This is a genomic window from Calothrix sp. UHCC 0171 (assembly GCF_034931845.1).
Lineage (GTDB): Bacteria > Cyanobacteriota > Cyanobacteriia > Cyanobacteriales > Nostocaceae > Brunnivagina.
Window position 1 is genome coordinate 1 of record NZ_JAYGHN010000006.1, and the last position, 22,828, is coordinate 22,828.

The 22,828-nt window shown below is 39.9% G+C and carries 19 protein-coding genes and 1 tRNA gene; 14 read left to right on the forward strand and 6 right to left on the reverse strand.

What is annotated here, in order from left to right:
* The first annotated feature begins 501 nt into the window (after positions 1–501).
* The 5 genes from VB733_RS06570 to VB733_RS06590 all read left to right on the forward strand — a co-directional run bounded on the left by VB733_RS06570 (position 502) and on the right by VB733_RS06590 (position 3,805).
* Entirely contained in the window at positions 502–771 is a 270-nt protein-coding gene (locus VB733_RS06570) for a hypothetical protein (RefSeq protein WP_096615230.1), read from the forward strand.
* 32 nt (positions 772–803) lie between these two features.
* On the forward strand, positions 804–1,478 hold the full coding sequence (locus VB733_RS06575; protein WP_323339434.1) for an energy-coupling factor ABC transporter ATP-binding protein: 675 nt from the start codon (positions 804–806) through the stop codon (positions 1,476–1,478).
* A 240-nt stretch (positions 1,479–1,718) separates the two neighbouring features.
* Complete coding sequence (locus VB733_RS06580) at positions 1,719–2,264, forward strand: NYN domain-containing protein (protein ID WP_323339290.1); 546 nt, start codon at positions 1,719–1,721, stop codon at positions 2,262–2,264.
* A gap of 194 nt (positions 2,265–2,458) precedes the next feature.
* Positions 2,459–2,530, forward strand: a tRNA-Asn gene (locus VB733_RS06585).
* 66 nt (positions 2,531–2,596) lie between these two features.
* Positions 2,597–3,805: an aminotransferase class V-fold PLP-dependent enzyme gene (locus VB733_RS06590; RefSeq protein WP_323339291.1), complete on the forward strand. Its 1,209-nt coding sequence runs from the start codon at positions 2,597–2,599 to the stop codon at positions 3,803–3,805.
* A 44-nt stretch (positions 3,806–3,849) separates the two neighbouring features.
* On the opposite strand, the gene VB733_RS06595 is transcribed toward VB733_RS06590, so the two are convergent.
* Complete coding sequence (locus tag VB733_RS06595; RefSeq protein ID WP_323339292.1) at positions 3,850–4,797, reverse strand: peptidoglycan recognition family protein; 948 nt, start codon at positions 4,795–4,797, stop codon at positions 3,850–3,852.
* Positions 4,798–5,003: 206 nt separating this feature from the next.
* Between VB733_RS06595 and metH the strand changes: the two genes are divergently transcribed.
* Positions 5,004–8,540 (forward strand): methionine synthase, encoded by a 3,537-nt coding sequence (metH, locus tag VB733_RS06600; protein ID WP_323339293.1) that lies wholly within the window; start codon positions 5,004–5,006, stop codon positions 8,538–8,540.
* Positions 8,541–9,008: 468 nt separating this feature from the next.
* A complete protein-coding gene (locus VB733_RS06605; protein WP_323339294.1) occupies positions 9,009–9,482 on the forward strand; it encodes a TspO/MBR family protein in 474 nt (157 codons plus the stop codon).
* Between the two features lie 19 nt (positions 9,483–9,501).
* Here VB733_RS06605 and VB733_RS06610 read toward each other — a convergent pair whose 3' ends face one another.
* On the reverse strand, positions 9,502–10,107 hold the full coding sequence (locus VB733_RS06610; protein WP_323339295.1) for a TIGR02466 family protein: 606 nt from the start codon (positions 10,105–10,107) through the stop codon (positions 9,502–9,504).
* A 314-nt stretch (positions 10,108–10,421) separates the two neighbouring features.
* Here VB733_RS06610 and hemB point away from each other — a divergent pair, with 314 nt between their 5' ends.
* Both hemB and VB733_RS06620 read left to right on the forward strand, forming a co-directional pair.
* On the forward strand, positions 10,422–11,432 hold the full coding sequence (gene hemB / locus VB733_RS06615; RefSeq protein WP_323339296.1) for a porphobilinogen synthase: 1,011 nt from the start codon (positions 10,422–10,424) through the stop codon (positions 11,430–11,432).
* Positions 11,433–11,545: 113 nt separating this feature from the next.
* Positions 11,546–12,589 (forward strand): GTP-binding protein, encoded by a 1,044-nt coding sequence (locus VB733_RS06620; protein ID WP_323339297.1) that lies wholly within the window; start codon positions 11,546–11,548, stop codon positions 12,587–12,589.
* Between the two features lie 386 nt (positions 12,590–12,975).
* Here VB733_RS06620 and VB733_RS06625 read toward each other — a convergent pair whose 3' ends face one another.
* Complete coding sequence (locus VB733_RS06625; protein ID WP_323339298.1) at positions 12,976–14,385, reverse strand: cellulase family glycosylhydrolase; 1,410 nt, start codon at positions 14,383–14,385, stop codon at positions 12,976–12,978.
* A gap of 330 nt (positions 14,386–14,715) precedes the next feature.
* Here VB733_RS06625 and psb32 point away from each other — a divergent pair, with 330 nt between their 5' ends.
* On the forward strand, positions 14,716–15,477 hold the full coding sequence (psb32, locus tag VB733_RS06630) for a photosystem II repair protein Psb32 (RefSeq protein ID WP_323339299.1): 762 nt from the start codon (positions 14,716–14,718) through the stop codon (positions 15,475–15,477).
* A 194-nt stretch (positions 15,478–15,671) separates the two neighbouring features.
* On the opposite strand, the gene VB733_RS06635 is transcribed toward psb32, so the two are convergent.
* Both VB733_RS06635 and VB733_RS06640 read right to left on the reverse strand, forming a co-directional pair.
* A complete protein-coding gene (locus VB733_RS06635; RefSeq protein WP_323339300.1) occupies positions 15,672–16,055 on the reverse strand; it encodes a DUF4346 domain-containing protein in 384 nt (127 codons plus the stop codon).
* Positions 16,056–16,239: 184 nt separating this feature from the next.
* A complete protein-coding gene (locus VB733_RS06640; RefSeq protein WP_323339301.1) occupies positions 16,240–17,412 on the reverse strand; it encodes a GNAT family N-acetyltransferase in 1,173 nt (390 codons plus the stop codon).
* Positions 17,413–17,997: 585 nt separating this feature from the next.
* Between VB733_RS06640 and VB733_RS06645 the strand changes: the two genes are divergently transcribed.
* Positions 17,998–19,788, forward strand: a complete 1,791-nt coding sequence (locus VB733_RS06645) for a bifunctional serine/threonine-protein kinase/formylglycine-generating enzyme family protein (RefSeq protein ID WP_323339302.1) — start codon at positions 17,998–18,000, stop codon at positions 19,786–19,788.
* Between the two features lie 383 nt (positions 19,789–20,171).
* Here VB733_RS06645 and VB733_RS06650 read toward each other — a convergent pair whose 3' ends face one another.
* Complete coding sequence (locus VB733_RS06650) at positions 20,172–20,357, reverse strand: hypothetical protein (RefSeq protein ID WP_323339303.1); 186 nt, start codon at positions 20,355–20,357, stop codon at positions 20,172–20,174.
* A gap of 24 nt (positions 20,358–20,381) precedes the next feature.
* Between VB733_RS06650 and VB733_RS06655 the strand changes: the two genes are divergently transcribed.
* The 3 genes from VB733_RS06655 (at position 20,382) to VB733_RS06665 (ending at position 22,708) form a co-directional block, all read left to right on the forward strand.
* Positions 20,382–21,071, forward strand: coding sequence for a phycobilisome protein (locus tag VB733_RS06655; protein WP_323339304.1), 690 nt, complete (start codon positions 20,382–20,384; stop codon positions 21,069–21,071).
* Positions 21,072–21,118: 47 nt separating this feature from the next.
* Complete coding sequence (locus VB733_RS06660) at positions 21,119–21,673, forward strand: phycobiliprotein lyase (RefSeq protein WP_323339305.1); 555 nt, start codon at positions 21,119–21,121, stop codon at positions 21,671–21,673.
* 300 nt (positions 21,674–21,973) lie between these two features.
* Complete coding sequence (locus VB733_RS06665; protein ID WP_323339306.1) at positions 21,974–22,708, forward strand: phycobilisome rod-core linker polypeptide; 735 nt, start codon at positions 21,974–21,976, stop codon at positions 22,706–22,708.
* Positions 22,709–22,828: the final 120 nt, after the last annotated feature.

Consider the following 22,828-nt stretch of genomic DNA (forward strand, 5'->3'; position numbering starts at 1 on the left):
GTTAAATGAATCTCCAAGATTTTATAATTACGGGGGTTTTACCTATCTACAGACTGAAAAATGAATAAATAAGTCTATAGGCAGATACTTAACTGGGTTGTCAACTCAGTTTACAATTTTTTACCCACTCTAATCATATTAGGAGTAAATTACTAATTTTTCCAGGGGTTTTTAATTTAATTTCACGTTGAATGCCAGCCAGAAAGCTGGAAAAGCTTAACTGAGAAGAGATTGCGAAATATTAAGGCAATATTAAAAAATTAGCAAGGAGAAAGGAGGAGACAAGGGGAGAAAAAGAGACTTCAAAGCGCAGAATCGAGAGTCAAGGGTAACTGGAGAGAGGATTTGACGATTTTTGTATCGGGAGCAATGATCTGAATTACAAACGCAACATCTCAACTCATACTTCATAACCAATACCCTTTCTTTGAGGTTATTTCTCACGATGATACTGAGCGAGCGTTAGAATGATTGCGGAGAATGAGATTTGATTAAGGCTAAATGTTCAATATCGATTTAACTGTAAAAAATACCGCTTTCCCGCTTTCGGTACAGCGTAAGACATCTGAAGATGCAGAGGCAGTATATCAACTGGTACTGGCAGCGATGCGATCGGGAACCCCTGATATTATCGAACTGAAGTGCGAAGGTAAAACTGAGAAAAAAATTGCCGTCCGGGCAAGTGAAATCTCTGGAGTGCAGGTGAGTCAGAAGGATGGTGCGGCGGCTGCGGGCAGAACTCCGGGCTTTTTCACTGCCACAGTTGAATAAACTTCAGACCATATAAACATTGTGAGTAAACTATTGTGACAAGCGGCATCGAAGTCAAAGATTTAAACTTTAACTGGTCTACGGGAGATCAAGTGATTAAATCTTGCTCGCTGCAAGTACCTAAGGGTGAGTTTTGGATGCTCTTAGGCACTAACGGTAGTGGCAAATCAACTTTATTGCGGCTGTTGGCAGGGTTACTCGCCCCTCAATCGGGTGAAATACGAGTCTTACAACCTGTTGGGTTCGTGTTTCAAAACCCCGATCACCAATTAGTTATGCCTACGGTTGGCGCTGATATCGCCTTTGGATTGGTAGAGGAGAAGCTACCTATAAAAGCGATCGCCCAGAGGGTTAATGAAGCTTTGAGTGCAGTAAATTTGCAATCTTTATTACGAAGACCAATTTATGCCTTGAGCGGTGGACAAAAACAGCGAGTAGCGATCGCCGGCGCACTTGCCCGACGTTGTGAAGTTCTATTATTGGATGAGCCAACAGCATTACTCGACCCCGATAGTCAAATAGAGTTGGTTGCAGGTGTCCGTAAATTAGTCAAAAGTCGTGGGATTACAGCTCTTTGGGTGACGCATCGCTTGGATGAGTTAAATTATTGCGACGGGGCTTTTCTATTGGAAAAAGGCGTTTTAGTTGATAGTGGAGATGCCCAACGCTTGAAACAACGCTTAATGCAGCTAGATTATCCATCTTAAGGGAAGGGGACATGGGGAAAATGGGAGACGCGGCAAGGAAACTGTGTCCCCATGAAAATGCTTAAATCATGGTTCATTGATATTTTCCCTATTTTTCCCAATCTTGACCTTTATTTTGCGATCGCTTCTTGATAGCTTGCTATTTTTATCCTATGTAACACCATGTTACATAAGATGCTTGAATTACTATAAGAGTTATGAATGATTTTGTTAACTCTAGAAAATTGCCATCAATTACCCATGTCCTCTTCCCCACCACCCGTTCTGCTCGTGGACGGCTACAATATAATTGGAGCCTGGTCTTGCCTTAAAAAAACTCGCGATACTGACGGACTCGAAGCCGCAAGATGCGAATTAGTCGAATCAATGACTAGTTACAGCGCTTTTCAAGGTTATCAAACCAACATAGTATTTGATGCCCAGTATCAAAATACTTGTGGTAATAAAGAAGTCATTACAGAACTTGTATCGGTCTACTATACCGATTTTGGACAGACTGCCGATACTTACATAGAGAAAACTTGTGCCTCATTCCGCTATCAAGTCACCCAATCGCTAATTTCGCGGATAATTGTCGCTACATCAGACCGCGCCCAACAATTGATGATACAGGGATATGGAGCCGAATGGATGTCTGCACAGCAGTTGTGTTATGACGTTCAGGCTACTGTTTGTCGAACAAAGCAAAGATACAATCCCCGCAAACAGTCGAAAGGAAGATTTTTAGCAAATGCTATTGATGACAAGGCGCGTCAGCGTCTCGCGGAATTACGAATGGGTTTGTAGCGAGTTATCGCCCCTGTTTGTAGTCCCAATTGTACATTTGTGCTTCTCTCGCTCATTAGCAGAGGGACAATCTGCTATGCAAAAATCTCTTGAAAGCACCTACTGGAGCGCTTTTGCAGAAAAAATAAAAATTTTTTCCCAAATACTTGCCATTTTTTATTTTTACCTCTATTATTAGTAAATGTGCGCTGCATTCCTCAGTAGCTCAGTGGTAGAGCGGTCGGCTGTTAACCGATTGGTCGCAGGTTCGAATCCCGCCTGGGGAGTTTTAAATTAAAACCAAAATAAAAGCCAAATTATCGAGTACACCTCTGGACTTGAAGGGGAAAAGGATGGAAAATCAGATTGCCAAATCCCAACTTCAGAATGCATATTTCCAGAGGTTTTGGTTACTGGACAAAAATATCACCTTTCTCAATCATGGCTCCTTTGGTGCTTGTCCAAGACAGATTTTACAGCTACAGGCAAAATTGCGATCGCAATTAGAAAATGAGCCACTACGTTTCTTTGGCAGGGAGTGGGAATCATTATTAGATGCATCCCGAAATACGTTAGCGGAGTTTGTGGGTGCAGGTGACGAAGATTTAGTATTTATTCCCAATGCCACAACTGGAGTCAATGCGGTATTACGTTCTTTGAAGTTTGCACCTGATGATGAATTACTAACCACGAACCATGAATATAACGCTTGTCGCAATGCACTAAATTTTGTTGCCAATCGCGCAGGGGCAAAAATCGTGGTTGCCAATATTCCGTTTCCGATTGCATCACCGCAGCAAATTATTGATGCAATATTGGCGAAATGCACCCCGAAAACTCGCTTAGTGCTATTTGATCATGTCACAAGTCAGACAGGTTTAATATTTCCGATTCAGAAGTTAATTAGGGAATTACAACAGCGAAATATCGATGTCTTAGTAGATGGTGCCCATGCACCAGGAATACTGCCTTTAAATTTGCGAGAAATTGGTGCGACTTACTACACAGGAAATTGTCATAAATGGTTGTGTGCCCCCAAAGGTGCAGCTTTTCTCTATGTAAAGCGAGAGAAGCAAGCAGAAATTCGTCCTTTAACAATTAGTCACGGAGCCAATTCCCCACTCACACACAAAAGCCGCTTTCAGTTAGAATTTGACTGGATGGGAACTGATGATCCGACAGCATATATGTCTGTTTCCAAAGCAATTCAGTTTATGGGTTCGCTTTTACCTGGTGGATGGGATGAGTTGATGCAGCGTAACCATGAATTAGTTGTACAAGGAAGGCAAATTATTTGCTCGGCTCTGGAGATTTTACCACCATGTCCAGAGGAAATGATTGCTTCGATGGCTGTTATACCTCTACCAAAGACATTGAAATATAACCATATATCGCTACATGATAAGTTGTTGGATGAATTTGGGATTGAAGTACAGGTGCTTTCTTGGGAGGGTGATACAACTTTAAGTGAAGCAAAATTATTAATGCGAATTTCGGCACAAATTTACAATACATTGGAGCAGTATAAGTATTTAGCTCATGTATTAGAGAAGCTACAGTAAGTGTAAACTACATCCAAGAAATAAAAACACCTGCTGATGGCAGCTTAAGCATTCTTGACTCTAAATGTGTGAAGTATATTAAAAAACTTATCAAAATCAAAACTCACAGGATCAATTCGTTGCCCAGAACGGTCTACAGCACGATGGGTAGTAATTCTGTCATCGGGGACATCACTTTGGGCAATTAACCAAGCTAAGGCATAATACTGTTCATCTGTGTATCCACTATGACTGCTTACATTTTTGTCCCAAGCATCGGGTGGTGTCTCTAATGAGACGTGATAAGCAAAATTATTAACAGATGGTTTTAAATTCAGATTCGTCTGTACCGTCTCAATTCCTCCAGCACCCTCAAAGACAGAATTACCTGCACCAAAAGCACGCTTGTCTGGGGGAACTAAGTAGACAACTAATCCATTGCGGGCGATTAACGTGTGGTAACTAACTTGTCTGTTTTCATCTCCACTATTATTGGTTTTAAAAGTGTTGACAGCGCTTTGTGCTGAATTTGTAGTTTCATGGAGAACAATAATCGGTGGATTCATTAAGGGCATACCATGAATATCAGTAGCAAATCGATCGCCATAATTACTTGGGTCAGCCCAAGCTACTGTATATTTGGGTTGATAGCTGCTAAAAGTTGCGGTAGTTGTAAATACTGTTTTGGGTAAAGGTTGCGGTTTGCTAACTTGATTGTTTTTTTGATTGGCTTTTTGATTAGCTTTTTGGTTATTTGTTTGTATTGGTTGCGGTTTTGGTGTGACAGCAACAACTTGATTATCAGGAGACTGACTGGGTGTGGGAATTGTTGGTTTGATAGCTGATTGATATTGTACATTCGCCGGACTCCATGCCTTCTGTTCTGAAGGCGACTGAGAATTGGCAGTCAGATTGGAATTCGACACTTCCTTATTACTTAACAAAAGCACGATCGCAGCCAAAATGACCAGAGAAATTGCCAACAACCTAGTTATCCAGACGCTATCTCGCATTTTTACTATACTCACCCATATTACTTAAGTGTAATTTTAATATCCAGCCATGGCTTATAACTAGGCAACTACTATACTTTTAAACTTGCCACCGAAAATTGATATTTCTCCCTTGAGCATCTTTGACATTAGATGATTCATATTGGGTAAAAATTAGCGACAATATGAAATTAAGTGGAAAATTTTAGTAATTCCATTTCTCTAATATGACCCAATCTTTTCTGGAACGGCTACACAGTAGCGATCGCCCTGTTATAGTATTCGATGGTGCGATGGGAACTAACCTACAATCCCAAAATCTGACTGCGGAAGACTTTGGTGGTGCAGAATACGAAGGTTGTAATGAATATCTCGTTCACTCTAAACCGGAAGCAGTCGCGAAAGTTCACCGCGATTTCCTGGCTGCGGGTGCGGATGTAATTGAAACCGACACCTTTGGAGGTACCGAGTTTGTACTGGCTGAATACAATCTTCAAAATCAAGCTTACTACCTGAATAAAGCTGCCGCAGAATTAGCCAAACAATGTGCTGCGGAATTTTCCACACCCGAAAAACCTCGTTATGTCGGGGGTTCAATGGGTCCAGGGACAAAATTACCTACCCTTGGACATATTGACTATGATACCCTCGAACGAAACTTTGCTAACCAAGCAGAAGCTTTGTGGGATGGTGGTGTCGATTTATTTATGATTGAGACTTGCCAGGATGTCCTGCAAATTAAAGCTGCCCTAAATGGTGTGGAAGCAGTCTTCAAAAAGAAAAATGCCAGAAGACCGATTATGGTTTCTGTGACAATGGAAACAATGGGAACCATGCTCGTAGGTACGGAAATTAGTGCCGTTGTCACCATTCTCGAACCTTACAAAATCGACATTCTCGGCTTAAACTGTGCTACTGGTCCCGACTTGATGAAACCACACATCAAGTATTTATCAGAACATTCACCCTTCGTAGTTTCCTGTATACCCAATGCAGGTTTACCAGAAAACGTCGGTGGACAAGCGCACTACAAACTCACGCCGATGGAATTACGGATGGCGTTGATGCATTTTGTTGAAGATTTGGGTGTCCAAGCGATCGGGGGTTGCTGTGGGACACGTCCAGCGCACATTCAAGCAATGGCAGAAATTGCTCAAGAACTGAAGCCAAAAATTCGTCAGCCGCAACTAGAGCCAGCCGCAGCTTCGATTTATGGTACACAAAATTACACACAAGAAAATTCTTTCTTAATTGTTGGCGAGAGATTAAACGCAAGCGGCTCCAAAAAATGCCGGGAAATGCTCAATACTGAAGATTGGGACGGTTTAGTCTCCTTAGCACGAGCGCAAGTAAAAGAAGGCGCACATATCCTTGATGTGAACGTGGATTATGTCGGGCGTGATGGTGTGCGGGATATGCGGGAATTAGTTTCGCGCATTGTTAATAATGTGACTTTGCCTTTGATGCTCGATTCCACTGAATGGGAAAAAATGGAAGCGGGGTTAAAAGTTGCCGGAGGTAAATGCATACTCAATTCCACCAATTACGAAGATGGCGAGGAACGCTTTCTCAAAGTATTAGAATTAGCCAAAAAATACGGTGCTGGAGTAGTAATTGGTACTATCGACGAAGAAGGAATGGCACGGACAGCCGATAAAAAATTTGAAATTGCCCAACGGGCTTATCGTGCGGCTGTAGAATACGGGATTCCTGCACATGAATTATTTTTTGATACTTTAGCTCTACCAGTTTCCACTGGGATTGAAGAAGACCGGGAAAATGGCAAAGCCACAATTGAAGCGATTCGTCGGATTAAGGAGAACTTACCGGGGTGTCACTTTATGTTGGGTGTATCAAATATTTCCTTTGGTTTGAACCCAGCAGCCCGGATTGTACTTAACTCGATGTTTCTCCATGAAGCCATGCAAGTGGGAATGGATGGAGCGATCGTTAGTGCTGCCAAGATTTTACCGCTCGCCAAGATTGAGGAAAAGCATCAACAGATTTGTCGTGATTTAATTTACGATCGCCGCAAATTCGCTGGTGATGTCTGCGTTTATGATCCTTTGGGCGAATTGACAACAATGTTTGAGGGAGTGACGACAAAACGCGACAAGGGTGTTGATAATAATCTGCCAATTGAGGAACGGTTGAAGCAGCATATTATCGATGGAGAACGTATTGGTTTAGAAGCTGCTTTGAAGGAGGCATTAACAAAATATCCAGCATTAGATATTGTGAATATTTATCTGTTGGATGGGATGAAAGTTGTCGGCGAATTATTTGGTTCTGGACAGATGCAGTTACCCTTCGTCTTGCAATCTGCGGAAACAATGAAAGCTGCGGTTGCCTTCCTCGAACCCCACATGGAAAAATCGGAGACTGGTGAAAGTAGTGCCAAGGGGACGTTTATTATCGCCACTGTCAAAGGGGATGTTCACGACATTGGTAAAAACCTGGTTGATATCATTTTGACCAATAATGGTTACAAGGTGATTAACTTGGGGATTAAACAATCTGTAGAGAACATCATTGCAGCATACGAAAAGCATCGGGCTGATTGTATTGCAATGAGTGGATTGTTGGTAAAATCTACCGCTTTTATGAAGGAAAATCTGGAAACATTCAACGAAAAAGGTATTACTGTTCCTGTAATTTTAGGTGGTGCAGCTCTGACACCTAAATTTGTGTATGAGGATTGCCAAAATGTCTATAAAGGAAAAGTTGTGTATGGCAAAGATGCATTCTCAGACTTGCACTTTATGGACAAATTAATGCCAGCAAAAGCATCAACGAGTTGGGATGACTTTAATGGATTCTCTGGTGAATTTACATCTGAAAATGATGTTGTTTTTAGAGATGTAGATGCCGCAAAGCTAGCAGCGAAAAAAGAAAAACAAGCCAATGAGCCAAGAGAAATAGACACTCGACGTTCCGAAGCGGTAGATGTCAATATTGAACGTCCAACACCACCATTTTGGGGAACAAAATTACTGCAACCTGGTAATATTGCTTGGGAAGAAATATTCTGGCATTTAGACTTACAAGCATTAATCGCTGGACAGTGGCAATTTAGAAAGCCAAAGGAACAAACTAAGGAGGAATACCAAGCTTTCTTAAAAGAGAAAGTATACCCAATTCTCGACCATTGGAAAACGCGAATAGTTGCCGAAAACTTACTACATCCCCAAGTAATTTACGGTTATTTCCCATGTAATTCTCAGGGAAATACGTTGTACATTTACAATCCCGAAAATCATCGCCAACAGGTTGCTGCATACGAATTTCCCCGACAACGTTCCGGTAAAAGATTGTGTATTGCCGATTTTTTTGCACCCAAGGAAACAGGAAAGATTGACGTTTTCCCCATGCAGGCTGTAACTGTAGGAGAAATAGCCACCGAATTCGCCCAGCAGCTATACAAAGAGAATGCATACACGGATTATCTGTATTTCCACGGATTAGCAGTGCAAACAGCAGAAGCCTTAGCCGAGTGGACACACGCCAGAATTCGCCGTGAATTAGGTTTTGGGGCTGATGAACCCGACAATATTCGGGATATGTTAGCGCAAAGGTATCGCGGTTCGCGGTATAGTTTTGGCTATCCTGCTTGTCCGAATATTCAAGATCAGTACAAGCAACTGGAGTTGTTGGATGCCCAAAGGATGAAGATGTACATGGATGAAAGCGAGCAAATTTATCCTGAGCAAAGTACGACGGCAATAATTACTTATCACCCTGTAGCGAAGTATTTTAGTGCCTAGCTGATAATTTGATTGGTAAGTAATTAGCAAGTAATTAGCAAGTAATCAGCCTTAGTAGAGACGTAGTAATGCTGCGTCTCTGAAATTTTGATCCCACATTCAGCCTTCTGGTAGTTCACAGATAATTTCAGAAGTCAGTAAAATGTCTGAATAAAGGGATTATTTAAAACACAGGGATACCACAAATTATAAAAATGAAATCGATTAAATAGTATCGATCGCAAACTCTGTAAGAATTAATTAATCCTGATTCAGTTAAAATCAATGAGCGAATCGACAGTTTCTGTGACGTTGTTTTGTTGTTTCTTATTCAACTCCAATACTTAAGAATCTAATCGTGGCAAATTCATAGTCTCATATCATGTCCGGTTAAATACTTATTTATCATTAAAGCTGACACAGAGACTTAGAAACACGAAGAAATTTTAATCGTAAATGATTAGACAAACATGATCTTAGAGGTTAAAGATGATTAAGTCTTGGATGGTAATTGCTGGTGTCACCCTAATATTTGCGTTTTGTGCAAATTTTATCACTCCAGATGACACAAAATGGTTTAAACGTTTGCAACGTCCGCGTTGGCTGACTTTTGAGGGCTTGATTCCTGTAATTTGGACTACCGTTTTTGTTTGTGGAGCTTGGTCCGCATACATTGTATGGGAACGTAACCCCGGAAATACAACGACTTGGTTCTTGATGGGAATATATCTACTCTTGGAAATTGTCACAATTGCTTATACCCCAGTGATGTTTCGACTTCGTAGTTTAAAGGTGGGTACGATTATTGGCGGTACTGGGTTTATCATCGGTTTATTACTGACTCTTTCTGTTATTTTTGTATCAATGTGGGCTAGTTTACTACTAATTCCCTACTTACTTTGGAGTCCAATCGGTACTTATACCACTTGGGAAATGGCAAAACTCAACCCTCAAGATGTTTAATCGTCACCAGGGAGAGTATTTATTCAATGACGGGAACTATCCCAAGTTCAAAACTAATATAGGTTCTATCTTCGTCACTTAAATTTGTTTCCATACCATGTGATAACCAACTAGGAAACAATAACATCACACCTTCATAAGGTTTATAAGTAATTTTGGGTAAAGTCCACATATTCAAGTCATTTAATGGAGGAGCGATCGCATTTAGCGCCGGTCTAGGATCATGAAAATATATACCTCCAGAATTTACAGGACTTTTTAAAAAATAGATACCACTTAAGAGTGAATTATAGTGACTTTGTACCGAAGTATCGGCATGTTTTTGATGAATATTTGCCCAACAATGGGTAATTTTTATTTTAAATTGATTCAAGTCCCAATTGAGAAAATTTGCCACTTCAGTAACATTTTTTTGTACGATCATACTAAATTTACTAAAACTTAATTGTCGCTGTAAATTATCTATATTATCCCAAAGTAGCAGATTCGCAGATTGTATGTTGGTACTATCTTGTGTTTTTTCTTCAGCTATAAATGTTAATAGTAGTTGATTGATTTGTTGAGAATTATCTAATTTAAATCGCCATATAGAAGTTGGAAACCAATCATTTCGAGAACCAGTCATAAATTTAAATCACAATCAACATCAAAAAAATATTGTTTCACTAGAATTAGCATTAATATTTTTCAATAAAAGCGAAGTTTAATACAAAAAACTATAACTTTATCAAAAGTTTTTTTGATTGGCTCCAAATCATTCCCTACACTATTTGACGTTCTTGTTAAGAATGGCTATGGTTTGATTCTTTTTGAATAGATTTATTTTCAGGAAAAGTCGATTTTGAGAGTTGAGACAGGGCGTGTCGGCTGATACGGAGCGACACTTCCCATATCTCCATAGCAAGTGTACAATAATGATTATTATTCCATAGAAGCCCAATGTTGCCTGTAAATTCGACCACCGATAAGTCCTTAAACTTGTTTCAGCGTCCCCGTCGCCTACGTCGGACTGCCAGCCTGCGACGCATGGTGCGGGAAAATACTCTGACAGTGAATGACTTGATTTATCCGATGTTCATCATCGAAGGTGAAGGACAAAAAGTCGAAATCACCTCCATGCCAGGTTGTTATCGATATTCTGTAGATTTATTGCTCAAAGAAATAACAGAAGTATCTGAATTAGGAATTAATGCGATCGCTCTTTTCCCTGTTATCTCCAACCATAAAAAAGACGACACAGGTACAGAGAGCTACAACCCAGAAGGGTTGGTACAGCAAGCTGTCAAAGCCATTAAACAAACAGTTCCAGATATTGTTGTAATTACCGATGTTGCCCTTGACCCTTTTACAACTCACGGTCACGATGGTTTAGTTGATGAAAAAGGGAATATCTTAAACGATCCGACAGTAGAAGTGTTAGTGAAAATGGCACTGTCTCAAGCGGAATCTGGAGCAGATTTTGTTGCACCTTCCGACATGATGGATGGTAGAGTCGGCGCAATTCGTCAAGCTTTAGATGCTGAAGGTTATATTAATGTGGGTATTCTGGCATACTCTGCCAAGTACGCCTCTGCTTACTATGGACCATTTCGGGATGCCTTAGATTCAGCGCCGACATTTGGCGACAAAAAGACTTATCAAATGGATGTAGCTAACGCCAAAGAAGCTTTAAAAGAAGTGGAACTAGATATTGTTGAAGGTGCAGATATTGTCATGGTAAAGCCTGCCCTAGCTTACTTAGACATTATCTGTCAGGTAAAAGAAGCTACAAATTTACCAGTTGCAGCCTACAACGTTAGTGGCGAATACGCCATGATTAAAGCCGCCGCCCAGATGGGTTGGATTGATGAAAAACAGGTAATTTTGGAAACATTAACCAGCATGAAACGTGCAGGCGCAGATTTAATTTTGACTTACTTTGCCAAAGAAGTAGCACTGATGTTGCTTTAGGTAAGTAAGAGGATAGGTGAGATAGGAAGTAGTTAGTCAGGCTTTTCAAAACTAACTCTTAGTAATCACTAATGATAACTAAAATTTTGAAATTGAGGGAATTTGAATTGATTATGAATCAACTAACAACAGCAACTTCAAATCCAAGTCTGGAGATTCCGAAAAAAGGAATGCCTGTGACTATTATTACCGGATTTTTAGGTAGTGGCAAAACTACACTACTAAATCAAATTCTCAAAAATAAGCAAGATTTAAAAGTTGCTGTACTTGTAAATGAATTTGGTGATATTAACATCGACAGCCAATTGCTAGTTTCTGTAGAACAAGATATGGTAGAACTTACCAATGGCTGTATTTGTTGTACAATCAACGATAACTTAGTTGATGCAGTTTATCGAGTTTTAGAAAAAGAAGAACGCATTGATTATCTAGTCATAGAAACTACTGGCGTAGCTGATCCATTACCAATTGTCTTAACTTTTTTAGGTACAGAATTAAGGGACTTAACCAACCTCGATTCTATTCTGACAGTAGTAGATGCCGAGGCATTTACTGAAGAACATTTCCATAGTGAAGCTGCTTTAAAACAAATTACCTATGGCGATATTATTCTTCTAAATAAAACAGATATTGTGACTCCAGAAAAACTATACGAAGTAGAGAAAATTATCCATGATGTGAAAGATTGTGCAAAAATTCTGCACACTAAACATGGAGAAGTGTCATTACCATTAATTTTAGGTGTGGCATTAACTCCAATAAATGAGTATGCTACTCATGACATGAAAGAGACTCGTAAGCATGAGCATCATGAGCATCATCACCATCACGATGAGCATCATCATGAACATCACTCAAATCATTTAGAAAATGATGGATTTGTTTCGATTTCTTTTCAAAGTGATAGACCATTTGATGTTCATAAATTTGAGATTTTCCTCACTGAAGAAATGCCAAAATCTGATGTATTTCGGGCTAAGGGAATTTTGTGGTTCAGTGATAGTGAATTACGCCATATTTTTCAAATGAGTGGGCAGCGTTATCACTTATATGCTGATGAATGGCGCACTAACCCTAAAAATCAAGCAGTTTTTATTGGTAGAAATCTGGATATTAACCAAATTTACTCACAACTGAATAATTGTTTAGCAGAATGAATAATTATTAATTCATTTCTAGATATAGTTAGGAGTCGTTAGTCATTAATTTCCTCAATTGACTGATGTCTTTTAACTATTTACTCACTCATAAGCTGCGGCGCATCTAATTTGGATATAAGACGCGGGCAAGATGCCCCGGAGTTTTCCGTGAAGAACATCTCCCCGGAAACTCCTCTCCGCACTACAATAATTTTGCGTTTTCAACTTAATACAATTTAGCCGCATATCAGCTTAATACCCATTCTCCAAAATAAAGTAATAGATGGGGACGCGGAGATAGAGAGATACGGAGATTTATTTTATGTGTTGTCAGAGTTTGGAGAAACGATATAACTCAATATTTTTAAATTAATTAATTTAATTGATTAAACTAATTAAACTAATTAAACTAATACGGCTTTGACATCTGAAGGTTTATAATTTTCTCCCAACTTATCAGCACAGTAACCGATTTCCACTGTTTTACCTGGTTGAATTACTTTTGCCCAATTTGCAGGAATTACTTCATATATTGCACCTTGAAGTGAATAACTTCCATTCCAAGTTTGTGATATTTTTGCTTGATTCAACGTGAAATTTAGTCGCCAATCTTGAGTCGGGACAGTTCCCTGATTGGTAAGGCGGAAATTAATACAAAAACCATTATTCCAGTCAGCTTGGACTAAGATTTCTACGGCAAGTTGCGCCTGCGGTGCGGGTGTTGGTGTTGGATTCGGTACTGGAGTAATTTGTCCATTTAACAAATTACCTAAAAGTTCTTGCTTTGCTATATCAATATTTACCCAATCATCTAACAAAATACCACCAGTATCACTACTATTGGGGTTCCAACTCCAGTAAGCAAAAGATAAATTATTCTGCTGAATAAAATCGATAAATTGACGTTGCCAAATTCCCTCTTTGGTACTAGAGTCTATTTTTCGACCACCAAACTCACCAATCAAAATCGGTGCAATTTCATTGTTAGCAATATATAAAAAGCCTTTATGCCAACGTTCATAAAGGTTTTGAGGAAAATCTGGGGCATTAAACCAAGCTTGAGCAAAAACTCCTTCACCATATTCATGGGGAGAATAAACAACTTTATTCGCAACATTTAAACGTACTGGAAAATCCTTCACTCCCTCTAAATTACCTCCCCACCAATGACCTGATAATTGTTGATTAGGCACATTTTTTTCGACACCTTCAACCACAATTAACCAATGAGGATTGATAGCCAAAATTTCATTACCACAACGTTCCGCCGCCAATCGCCAATCCGTTTTGATGTCTCCTTGTCCCCAAGTTGCACTGCCGTGGGGTTCATTTTTTAAATCTGCGGCAATTACATTAGTTTGATTTTTATAGCGATCGCCTAATAATTTCCAGGTATCAATCCAATCAGCTTCTGTAAATCCATCTCCATACCATAATTCGGGAATAGTCACATCATTAAGACGATGGCTATCGAGCATGATTAATAATTCATGTTTTGCGGCTTCCTGAATAATAATATCCATCACCTGCAAAGGGGTTTTCCCTTGAAAATCGCGATTACTACCAATGCTAAAATCCACAGCATTAATATTGGTGGAACGCAATGCATTAACTGAATAAGGCAAGCGAATAAAGTTGTAACCCAATTGTTTGATTTGGGCAAGCATATGTTTATAGTCTCGCCTCCATAATCCATGGGGTACATGTACTTCTGTTTCCATGCCAAACCAGTTAACTCCTCGCAGCAAGATGGTATTGCCATTAGCGTCAACGATTTGTGACCCTTTTGTTGAAAGTGGGGTTTTAATTGTCATAGTAGTTTTTGTGCTGGAATTACTATGTCGTCAAGTCATGTTAATAATATGATTTATTTTCATACAGAACAGACTTAGTTGCATATTTCGTGAACTGTGCTTAAATCCTAGTGTTCTTGGCAGTGAGTTGGGTAAGCTGTTCCACATTTAATTTGCACATAAGATGCGGGCAAGATGCCCACACTACAAGAATTGTAAGTTTTTAGATTATGCAATTGAGACGTGGTTGAGCTTATTCACCTCAGATGATGCCGGAAACTTGACAAAAAAGCGAGACTTTGAGCTTGATTCTGTAGTATTTTTGGGGAGTCTGTGTTTTGGTTAATTCAGATGAAACAGCTCCTCAGCAAAATTGTAAGCTGGCGAAAACTCATTTATACAACTATGCGATCGCGCATTGCTGCAATTATTCTGTCGCTCATTATTACATTTACGACGGCTACGCTATTGGCGACACCGGCTTTGGCAACAGGTGTGTATGAAATGCCGAATTTGACACCAGATACCTGGGTTGTTGATGAAGGTGATATTATTAGCCGCACGACCAAAGGGAAAATTAGCAGTATTTTAGGGGAATTAGCCCAAAAAACTGGGAATGAAGTCAGATTTGTGACGGTACACCGTCTCGACTATGGCGAAACTCCCGAAAGCTTTACGCAAAAACTGCTGGAAAAATGGTTTCCTAGCAGCGAAGCACGAGCAAACCAAACTATCCTCATGATTGATACTGTTAGTAATGGCATCGCCATTCTCACTGGAGACAAGGTGAAGTCATTGATGTCAGACGATATTGCTCAGAGTGTTGCCTTTGAGACATTTTTAGCGCCCTTGCGTGATGGTGACAAGTATAATCAAGCCTTCCTGGATGCAAGCGATCGCCTTGTCGCTGTTCTTTCAGGTCAACCCGACCCAGGGCCACCACAAATTATCGAAAAGGTAGAGGGAAGTACTTTTACCAAGGCTGAAGATACGGAAAAACAACGAGGTAATGCTACAGCTTGGGTTATTGGTTTATTAATCGCTGCCACTGTGATTCCAATGGCAACATATTACTTGTACCAAGTCAATCAGCCTTCTTCTTCTGATAGTTGATTTTGGGGATGTGGAAGTCGGAGTTTTGAGGATATATTTGCTAGTACGTGAAGGCAGAAGTAAGAAGGCAGAAGGCAGAAGGAATAAAGCTTATTTCAGAAGCTTTTTGTCATTTTAGAATGGTTGCTTCATTTCCGCCGTACTGTACTAGTCAGTGAAAAATTTTTCCCTTCTTCCTTTTCCCCCATCCCCATTTAATCCTGGACATACTCCTTCCCTGTCACCAAAGCGATTTCGGCGCGGATAAATTCTCTACCTAGATATGCTGCATGGTCGAACATTGTTACAGGACAGGGTTTTGTTTGTTCAAAAATTTTGACGCACAATTCTTTCCCAGTTCTAGCAGTAAAAACTGTTGTGTGGGTGCGTTCGACTTTTGTGCGTGCGGGGATAACTTTTCCAGTTTCCGGATCGACCGCTAAACCGCGATCGTCAATTACATTGGTGAAATGTTTGGCACAAATTAACTTTGCTTCCCGATCCAGATAAATAATAAAGTAGCCTGCGGGGTCAAGGTCAATATGGCGTTGTGAAAGTTGGTCATCAATAGCTGTGAGATTTTCGACAGTGAATCCCATTCAAGTCTCCTTGGGAAAAAATGATTTATGGGGAAATAAATTTAATATTTATTCCTTTTTTAAGGATGACTGATAAGTGCTCAATGTGCCAAATTTTGACTAGGAAAATGGGGGAATGAGGTGACAATTTTCAGTCTTTTTAATCCTCCATTCCCGCATTGCCATCTTTCCTTAAACTTTTACCCTACTGCTTAAACGGTAGCTCTGCATTAATTGCCTCGATTTCGCGCTGTTCGTGAAGATTAACTTCGCTGATGTAGGGAAGCAAAATTTGCTGTAAACGCTGATTGTAAAAGCGATGTAAACTATAGTTTGGCATTGCCGGGAAACCTCGACGCTTTTTGTGACGACCTCCAGCACCGGGATCAAATAATTGAATGCCGTTATTTATCGCCCATTCAATTGGTGAATAATAACAAGCATCAAAATGTAGACAATCAATGTCTTGAAAACTACCCCAATATCGCCCATATAATCGATCGCCTTTATATAGACAAAAAGACATACCTATGGGTTGATGGTTATCTTGTTCGCTATATGCTGCCATCAGAAGGACGCGATCGCGATAATTACTATGCAATAATTCAAAAAATCGCTTTGTTAAATACTTGCTACCCCACCAGCCAAATTTATCGCAGGTGTCAGCATAAAAGTCATACATTAAGGGTAATAATGAGTGCTGAATCTCATCCCCTGTTAAAGCTTGTAAACGCAAACCTACTTTTTCCACAGCTTTGCGTTCGCGTTTAATATTACGACGTTGATTAGCATTAAATAACCCTAAATAATCGTCAAAATTATTAAATCCCAGATTTTGCCAAATATAGCTGTGGTGCAACCAACCAGTAAAACCATGCTTTGCAATCACAGGTTGCCATTCTGGATCAACATATAAAAAATTACAAGTAGGAATTTGGTGATTTTTGCAAAAACTATCGATTTCATGCACCATAATTGCCGTAATTTCATCTTCATCCTCATTGGGTGCAATTAAAAATCGATACCCCTCAGCAGGGGTAAAAGGTGTCATTCCCAACAATTTCGGATAATACTCAATCCCCATGCGTTGGGCTAAATCAGCCCATTGATGGTCAAACACAAACTCCCCTTGGCTATGTCCCTTTAGATACATCGCCGCCGCCGCAATCAGAGTTTTGTCTCGCCAAATTGTCAAATGATTCGGCAACCAACCATTACGTGCAGTTGCACTACCAGAAATCTCTAAATTATGCAACCACTCCCATTCTAAAAATGGTGTTTTTAATGGTATTGCTAAAGCATCCCAAGCAGCTTGCGGAACTTCCGAGATTTTGTTCGTCCAAGTGGCTTTCGGGCGTGGTTTTACTTGTTTCAACATCTGTAGCTGTCTCTTACCAAACAGGATCAAGCATTGCTTTACTTAAAATTAAGGTAATCTAATCTGGCGAAACTTGCAGGCGATCTTACCAAGCTATCCCTAGAAGTCGGGTTTTTCCCTGACGCAAAAGCCCCAATCAGTATGGTAATCCCAAAAACCTGATTTCTCCCTCAACCAGAAAATCTGAAATAAGCTAATATTCTCGGCTACATCAAACATTCGGTGATAGGAGAAACCGGGTTTCTATTGCTTTTGCCTCGGAAATAGTCATGTTGAGAAGACACGAAATACAGATTAATTTTGTCACCGAACGTTTACGACGCTGTGGTGCGGATAATGTGGTGTTGATTTTGGATGCATGTCGCAACTGAAACCAGCAAAGCGGGAAAGGATTAGGGAGACAACCAGCCAAAGCAGCTTGACAAATGAGGGTAATTAGTATTTTTTCTTGCAGCCTCAATGAGTATTCCTACGAAATCAAAACCTTGCAACAGGGAACGTACAAAATTACTAAAATCCCTAACTTGTTCTATGCTTACAAATTTGTGAGAATAAATTCAATTGCTATGGCTTAGGTAAATTCCAATGCGGGTAGGTGAAACTCTACGCGATCGCTATAAAATTATCTCACTTCTTGGGCAGGGTGGATTTGGTGAAACCTATTTAGCGGAGGATTTGGGTATTCCCATCAATCCTAAGCCGAAGTGTGTTGTTAAACGTCTCAAGACTCATAATCTCACGGATGCACAATTAGATTGGGTGAAAAATTCCTTCGAGCAGGAAGCAGCAACCCTCTACAATTTGGGTAAATTACACCCGCAAATTCCCAATTTATCGGAATATTTTCAAGTAGGGAAAGAGTTTTATCTAGTTCAAGATTTTATTGACGGGGTAGATTTAACAAAAATCATCACTCCAGGGAAAAACATTCCTGAAGTTGCAGTGACTCAGCTTTTAGAAGAAATTTTAGAAGTATTGGTAATTGTCCACCAACAAAATATTATCCACCGCGATATTAATCCCAAAAATATTATGCGTCGTCATGTTGACGGCAAAGTGATATTAATTGACTTTGGTGCAGTCAAACAAATAATGTTTAAAAACTCTGGGCAAACGAGTTTGACAATGGGAGTTGGGACACCTGGTTTTATGCCATTGGAACAATTCAATGGTAAACCCAAATTAGCCAGCGATATCTACGCTGTGGGAATGCTTGGTGTCCAAGCATTAACGGGAATACCACCCCATTTGTTGGATGACGATGAAGATGGGGAAGTGATTTGGCAAGATAAGGTGAATATTAATATCAGGTTTGCGGAAGTGTTGACGAGGATGGTAAACCGTCGTGTGAGTCAGCGTTACCAAAATGCCGCAGAAGCTTTACAAGCAATACAGCTACTGAATCAGCCAATAAACCAACCAATAAACCAACCACTAAATCAACCAATAAACCAACCACTAAATCAACCTATTGCTCCCACGATTATTTCACCACCCTTACCCCTACAAATATTTCAATTTCAAACCGTCACTGTTGATGATAGAGGGAAGGTGAGAAAGCCGGAACAAAAGCAAGCAAAATATTTAGTTGAAGACTTGGGGAATGGTGTCACCTTGGAAATGGTGCAGATACCAGGAGGAACTTTTACGATGGGTTCTCCAGAGACGGAAACGGGAAGATTTGACAGGGAAAGGGAAAGTCCACAGCATCAAGTTACAGTTCCCAGTTTCTTCATGGGGAAATATCAAGTTACCCAAGCGCAATATCAAGCTGTTATGAGTGGTAATTTCTTTCAGAAAATTATCGGCAATCAAAATAATCCTTCCTATTTTAAAGGTGAGAAACGACCCGTAGAACAAGTTAGTTGGGATTATGCAATCACATTTTGTCAAAAGTTAAGCCAGAAAACAGGACACACCTACAGATTACCTAGCGAGGCAGAATGGGAATATGCTTGTCGTGCTGGAACCACCACACCCTTCTATTTTGGTGAAACGATTACGACAGACTTAGCAAATTATCGAGGGACTGATTGGGATTATGAGGGTACAATCTATCGAGGTAATTATGGTCAAGCACCAAAGGGTGAACATCGCCAAGAAACAACCCCTGTAGGCAGTTTTCCACCCAATGCCTTTGGTTTATATGATATGCATGGCAATGTGTGGGAGTGGTGTCAAGATTCTTGGCATGAAAATTACAATGGCGCACCTAGTGATGGTAGTGCTTGGATTGATAATAATGATAATAAGCTTCTGCGTGGTGGCTCTTGGACCATCGATCCTTGGATATGTCGTTATGCTCTTCGCTACTTTGGTACGCGTGCAGGTCGGTACAATAATGTTGGTTTTCGTGTGGTTGTGGTTCTTGCGTGAGCACTCCCAAAAGTCAGAGTTGGTAAATGGGAATTTATCGAGCGTACACAAGGGAGTCCAGACCTTTCCCGGTGATAGAGGTGACTCTATCCGAATATCAAACCGAGTCGGATAGCTTGGTAGGTTGAAAAACCGAAGACTTGTCCGGCTCAATTAATTTATTTGAACCACATCCAGATTGTGAACGCATCGCAAATTCCTAAGAAATCAGGTTTTCCCCTGACGCAAAAACCGCAATCAGTATGGCAGTCCCAAAAACCCGATTTCTCCCCCAACGCGAAAATCTGAAATAACCAAATATTCTCCGCTACATCAAGTATTTGGTAAGTAGTTAAGCAAAATTAAATATATACTGCGATTGCTACCCTGCGGGAAGTCTTCGTCTACGTTCCTCGCAATGACAGGAGCTTGAAGTTTTCGGAATGTATGATTAATTTTGCACTACCACTTAATGGGAGAAACCCGGTTTCTATTGCTGTTGCCTCGGAAATAGTCATGTTGATTTTGAGAGAAACCCGGTTTCTAGAGATACCTAAAACTCCAATCAACTCGATTGAGTCGAATTGCATACAACACAAGGCAGATATTGATTATTGCTTTATTTTACAGTTTCCGAGTCAGAGCGATCGCATTTGTCACAATTAAAAATTGAGATTATATTCCAATTCCCAATTCCCAATTCCCAATTTTTTCATCAACAAGCCATGCCATTAACTGAAAAAGTCAAAGAACTAATTACTAAATCTCGAATAGTCAGTTTTGCTAAATGGGAAACTTCGCATCCATCCACAGCAATAGAAATTTTCCAAGCGGCAGATGATGCAGGTAAATATCTTACAGATGCAGAATTAGAGCAAATTCAAGCACTCGCTCCAAATAACTCTCAATATATACCCGTAGTCAGAAATTTGCGTGATCGCGTCACAGAAATTGTTGATGAAGCTCGCGAACAAGTATTAATCAAGTTTCCCGACATTACCAGTCCCGGAGGTGGACTTTATCCCAGCGAGCGAGCCGCAGCTTGCTGGCGTGATTTTTGGCACTTTTTACGCTGCATTACTTATGGAATTGCGGGACAACATTCGCAATACACCAGTTCTGAAGGATTACATTACATGAAATTGTTATATACAGAATTACAAGTACCTTTAGATGCCATGATAGTTGGATTGAAAGGAATTAAAACAGCCAGTTTGAAACGATGTGAGTCAAGCGAACAAGAAGCGATCGCACCTTATTTTGACCATTTAATCACAAAAATGGCAGAATTTACCAGGAATTAGTAATTCACCAATAAATAATTAACTCAACCATCAAATAGCATCTAACTATGTCTATCTCAGAATTTCAACAATTTTTTGATTACTGTGTCGGGACTTGGACTACCGAACGCACATACCATTATCTCACACAACAGGAAGTAGAGCGATCGCACACAGAGTTTACTGTTGAAGCAATTACAAATGACCTCAAAATCAAGGTTCTTCAAGATAACAATTTTGATATTCCCAACGACATCGATATTTTACCGGGATACCATTTAGAATTTCAAACGGTGTCGGAAAAAGACGAAAAAGTTTCTCAACAGTTGAATATGCTATTTGTCACGGAATCGACAGACTCAACTATTTTACAAGGAAAATATCTACGCGATCGGGCTTATGAGGAAGAACGCCCCATCATTGCAGATTTCCACTTCGATACCAGCAAATCCGAACTGTTGATGACTACTAACTATACCCGTGTAGTTGCAGTGGATTCAATTACGATGATTAACCCCAAGTTACGCATCCGGAAAATTCTTACCTATCGCCGTCCCCCCGAAGGAAAATCCCTCGAAGAAGTTGTGTTAGTCGGGTTCGGAGTCGAACAAAAATCCGAATAAATCTTCATAAATCATAAATCTTAACAAACAAAATACCTAAAGTTTGATTAAGACAAATTCTCATTTTAAACATAAACAATAGCTTGATTGCTGTTTATTCCCCACTTTCAAGCTATTTATTAATAGCCGTAAATTAATTAATCATACAAAAGCATATTATTCGTAATAAAATTTCAATAAATTACTATAGGTCTAATCGTAAATATAAGCAAAAAAATGATATTCGGCTCATCCTAATATTTATGTCAAGATTGAATTTGATAGAGTGATATCGATGTTTTTAAAAAATAGAATTTTACGATGGCACTTCCTCTATTAACCTATTCACCCTCCTCTCAAAATCAGCGTGTTAAAGGATTTGAAGTTCCAGGGGAAGAACAACCGAGAATCTACACAACGGAAAATATACCTAACTCAGGCAACATTGATGAATTGATTTGGGCAGCTTATTATCAAGTTTTCCACGAACAGCAAATGTTAGCGAGTAATCGCCAGCCTTATTTAGAATCACAACTAAAAGCTGGTCAAATTACTGTCAGGGATTTTATTCGCGGATTAGCAACTTCTGATTCATTTCGACGACTAAATTACGACAGTAACAATAACTATCGCTTTGTCGAAATCTGCATTCAGCGCCTTTTAGGTCGTCCAGTTTATAGCGATCGTGAAACCCTCGCTTGGTCGATTGTTTTAGCAACCAAAGGTCTAAAAGGCTTGATTGATGAATTACTCAACACTCAAGAATATTTGGATAACTTCAATTTAGACATAGTCCCCTATCAACGGCGACGAATTTTACCCAAGCAAACTCAAGGAAGCTTACCTTTTGCCAGAATTGCTCGCTATGGTGAAGATTACCGCGATAAATTACCAAAATCCATTCTGGGCAACAGACCACCTTTGACTTTACAGAGCTTTTTACGCAGTTCTGACCGAGATGTGGTTTTGTGGATTCTCGCTTCTACGGTTGTACTAATTGCCTCATTATACTTGCTGCCACAATTGGGCTTACTTCCGCAAATCGGCATGTATTAACAATTAGAAAAAGACACAGATGAAGATAGGGGGACGCGGTGACACGGGGACGCGGTGACGTGGTGACAAAGAGATATATAGAAAAATAGAAAATTTTATTTGTGTCTCCCCTTCTCTCCC

What these genes read in the sequence shown, in the direction of transcription:
- VB733_RS06645 (WP_323339302.1), top strand. Translation starts at nt 17,998, where the DNA reads ATGCGGGTAGGTGAAACTCTACGCGATCGCTATAAAATTATCTCACTT.
- VB733_RS06660 (WP_323339305.1), top strand. Translation starts at nt 21,119, where the DNA reads ATGTCTATCTCAGAATTTCAACAATTTTTTGATTACTGTGTCGGGACT.
- VB733_RS06665 (WP_323339306.1), top strand. Translation starts at nt 21,974, where the DNA reads ATGGCACTTCCTCTATTAACCTATTCACCCTCCTCTCAAAATCAGCGT.
- VB733_RS06635 (WP_323339300.1), bottom strand. Translation starts at nt 16,055, where the DNA reads ATGGGATTCACTGTCGAAAATCTCACAGCTATTGATGACCAACTTTCA.
- psb32 (WP_323339299.1), top strand. Translation starts at nt 14,716, where the DNA reads ATGAAACAGCTCCTCAGCAAAATTGTAAGCTGGCGAAAACTCATTTAT.
- metH (WP_323339293.1), top strand. Translation starts at nt 5,004, where the DNA reads ATGACCCAATCTTTTCTGGAACGGCTACACAGTAGCGATCGCCCTGTT.
- VB733_RS06625 (WP_323339298.1), bottom strand. Translation starts at nt 14,385, where the DNA reads ATGACAATTAAAACCCCACTTTCAACAAAAGGGTCACAAATCGTTGAC.
- VB733_RS06595 (WP_323339292.1), bottom strand. Translation starts at nt 4,797, where the DNA reads ATGCGAGATAGCGTCTGGATAACTAGGTTGTTGGCAATTTCTCTGGTC.
- hemB (WP_323339296.1), top strand. Translation starts at nt 10,422, where the DNA reads ATGTTGCCTGTAAATTCGACCACCGATAAGTCCTTAAACTTGTTTCAG.
- VB733_RS06605 (WP_323339294.1), top strand. Translation starts at nt 9,009, where the DNA reads ATGATTAAGTCTTGGATGGTAATTGCTGGTGTCACCCTAATATTTGCG.
- VB733_RS06620 (WP_323339297.1), top strand. Translation starts at nt 11,546, where the DNA reads ATGAATCAACTAACAACAGCAACTTCAAATCCAAGTCTGGAGATTCCG.
- VB733_RS06650 (WP_323339303.1), bottom strand. Translation starts at nt 20,357, where the DNA reads ATGCAATTCGACTCAATCGAGTTGATTGGAGTTTTAGGTATCTCTAGA.
- VB733_RS06590 (WP_323339291.1), top strand. Translation starts at nt 2,597, where the DNA reads ATGGAAAATCAGATTGCCAAATCCCAACTTCAGAATGCATATTTCCAG.
- VB733_RS06580 (WP_323339290.1), top strand. Translation starts at nt 1,719, where the DNA reads ATGTCCTCTTCCCCACCACCCGTTCTGCTCGTGGACGGCTACAATATA.
- VB733_RS06570 (WP_096615230.1), top strand. Translation starts at nt 502, where the DNA reads ATGTTCAATATCGATTTAACTGTAAAAAATACCGCTTTCCCGCTTTCG.
- VB733_RS06610 (WP_323339295.1), bottom strand. Translation starts at nt 10,107, where the DNA reads ATGACTGGTTCTCGAAATGATTGGTTTCCAACTTCTATATGGCGATTT.
- VB733_RS06640 (WP_323339301.1), bottom strand. Translation starts at nt 17,412, where the DNA reads ATGTTGAAACAAGTAAAACCACGCCCGAAAGCCACTTGGACGAACAAA.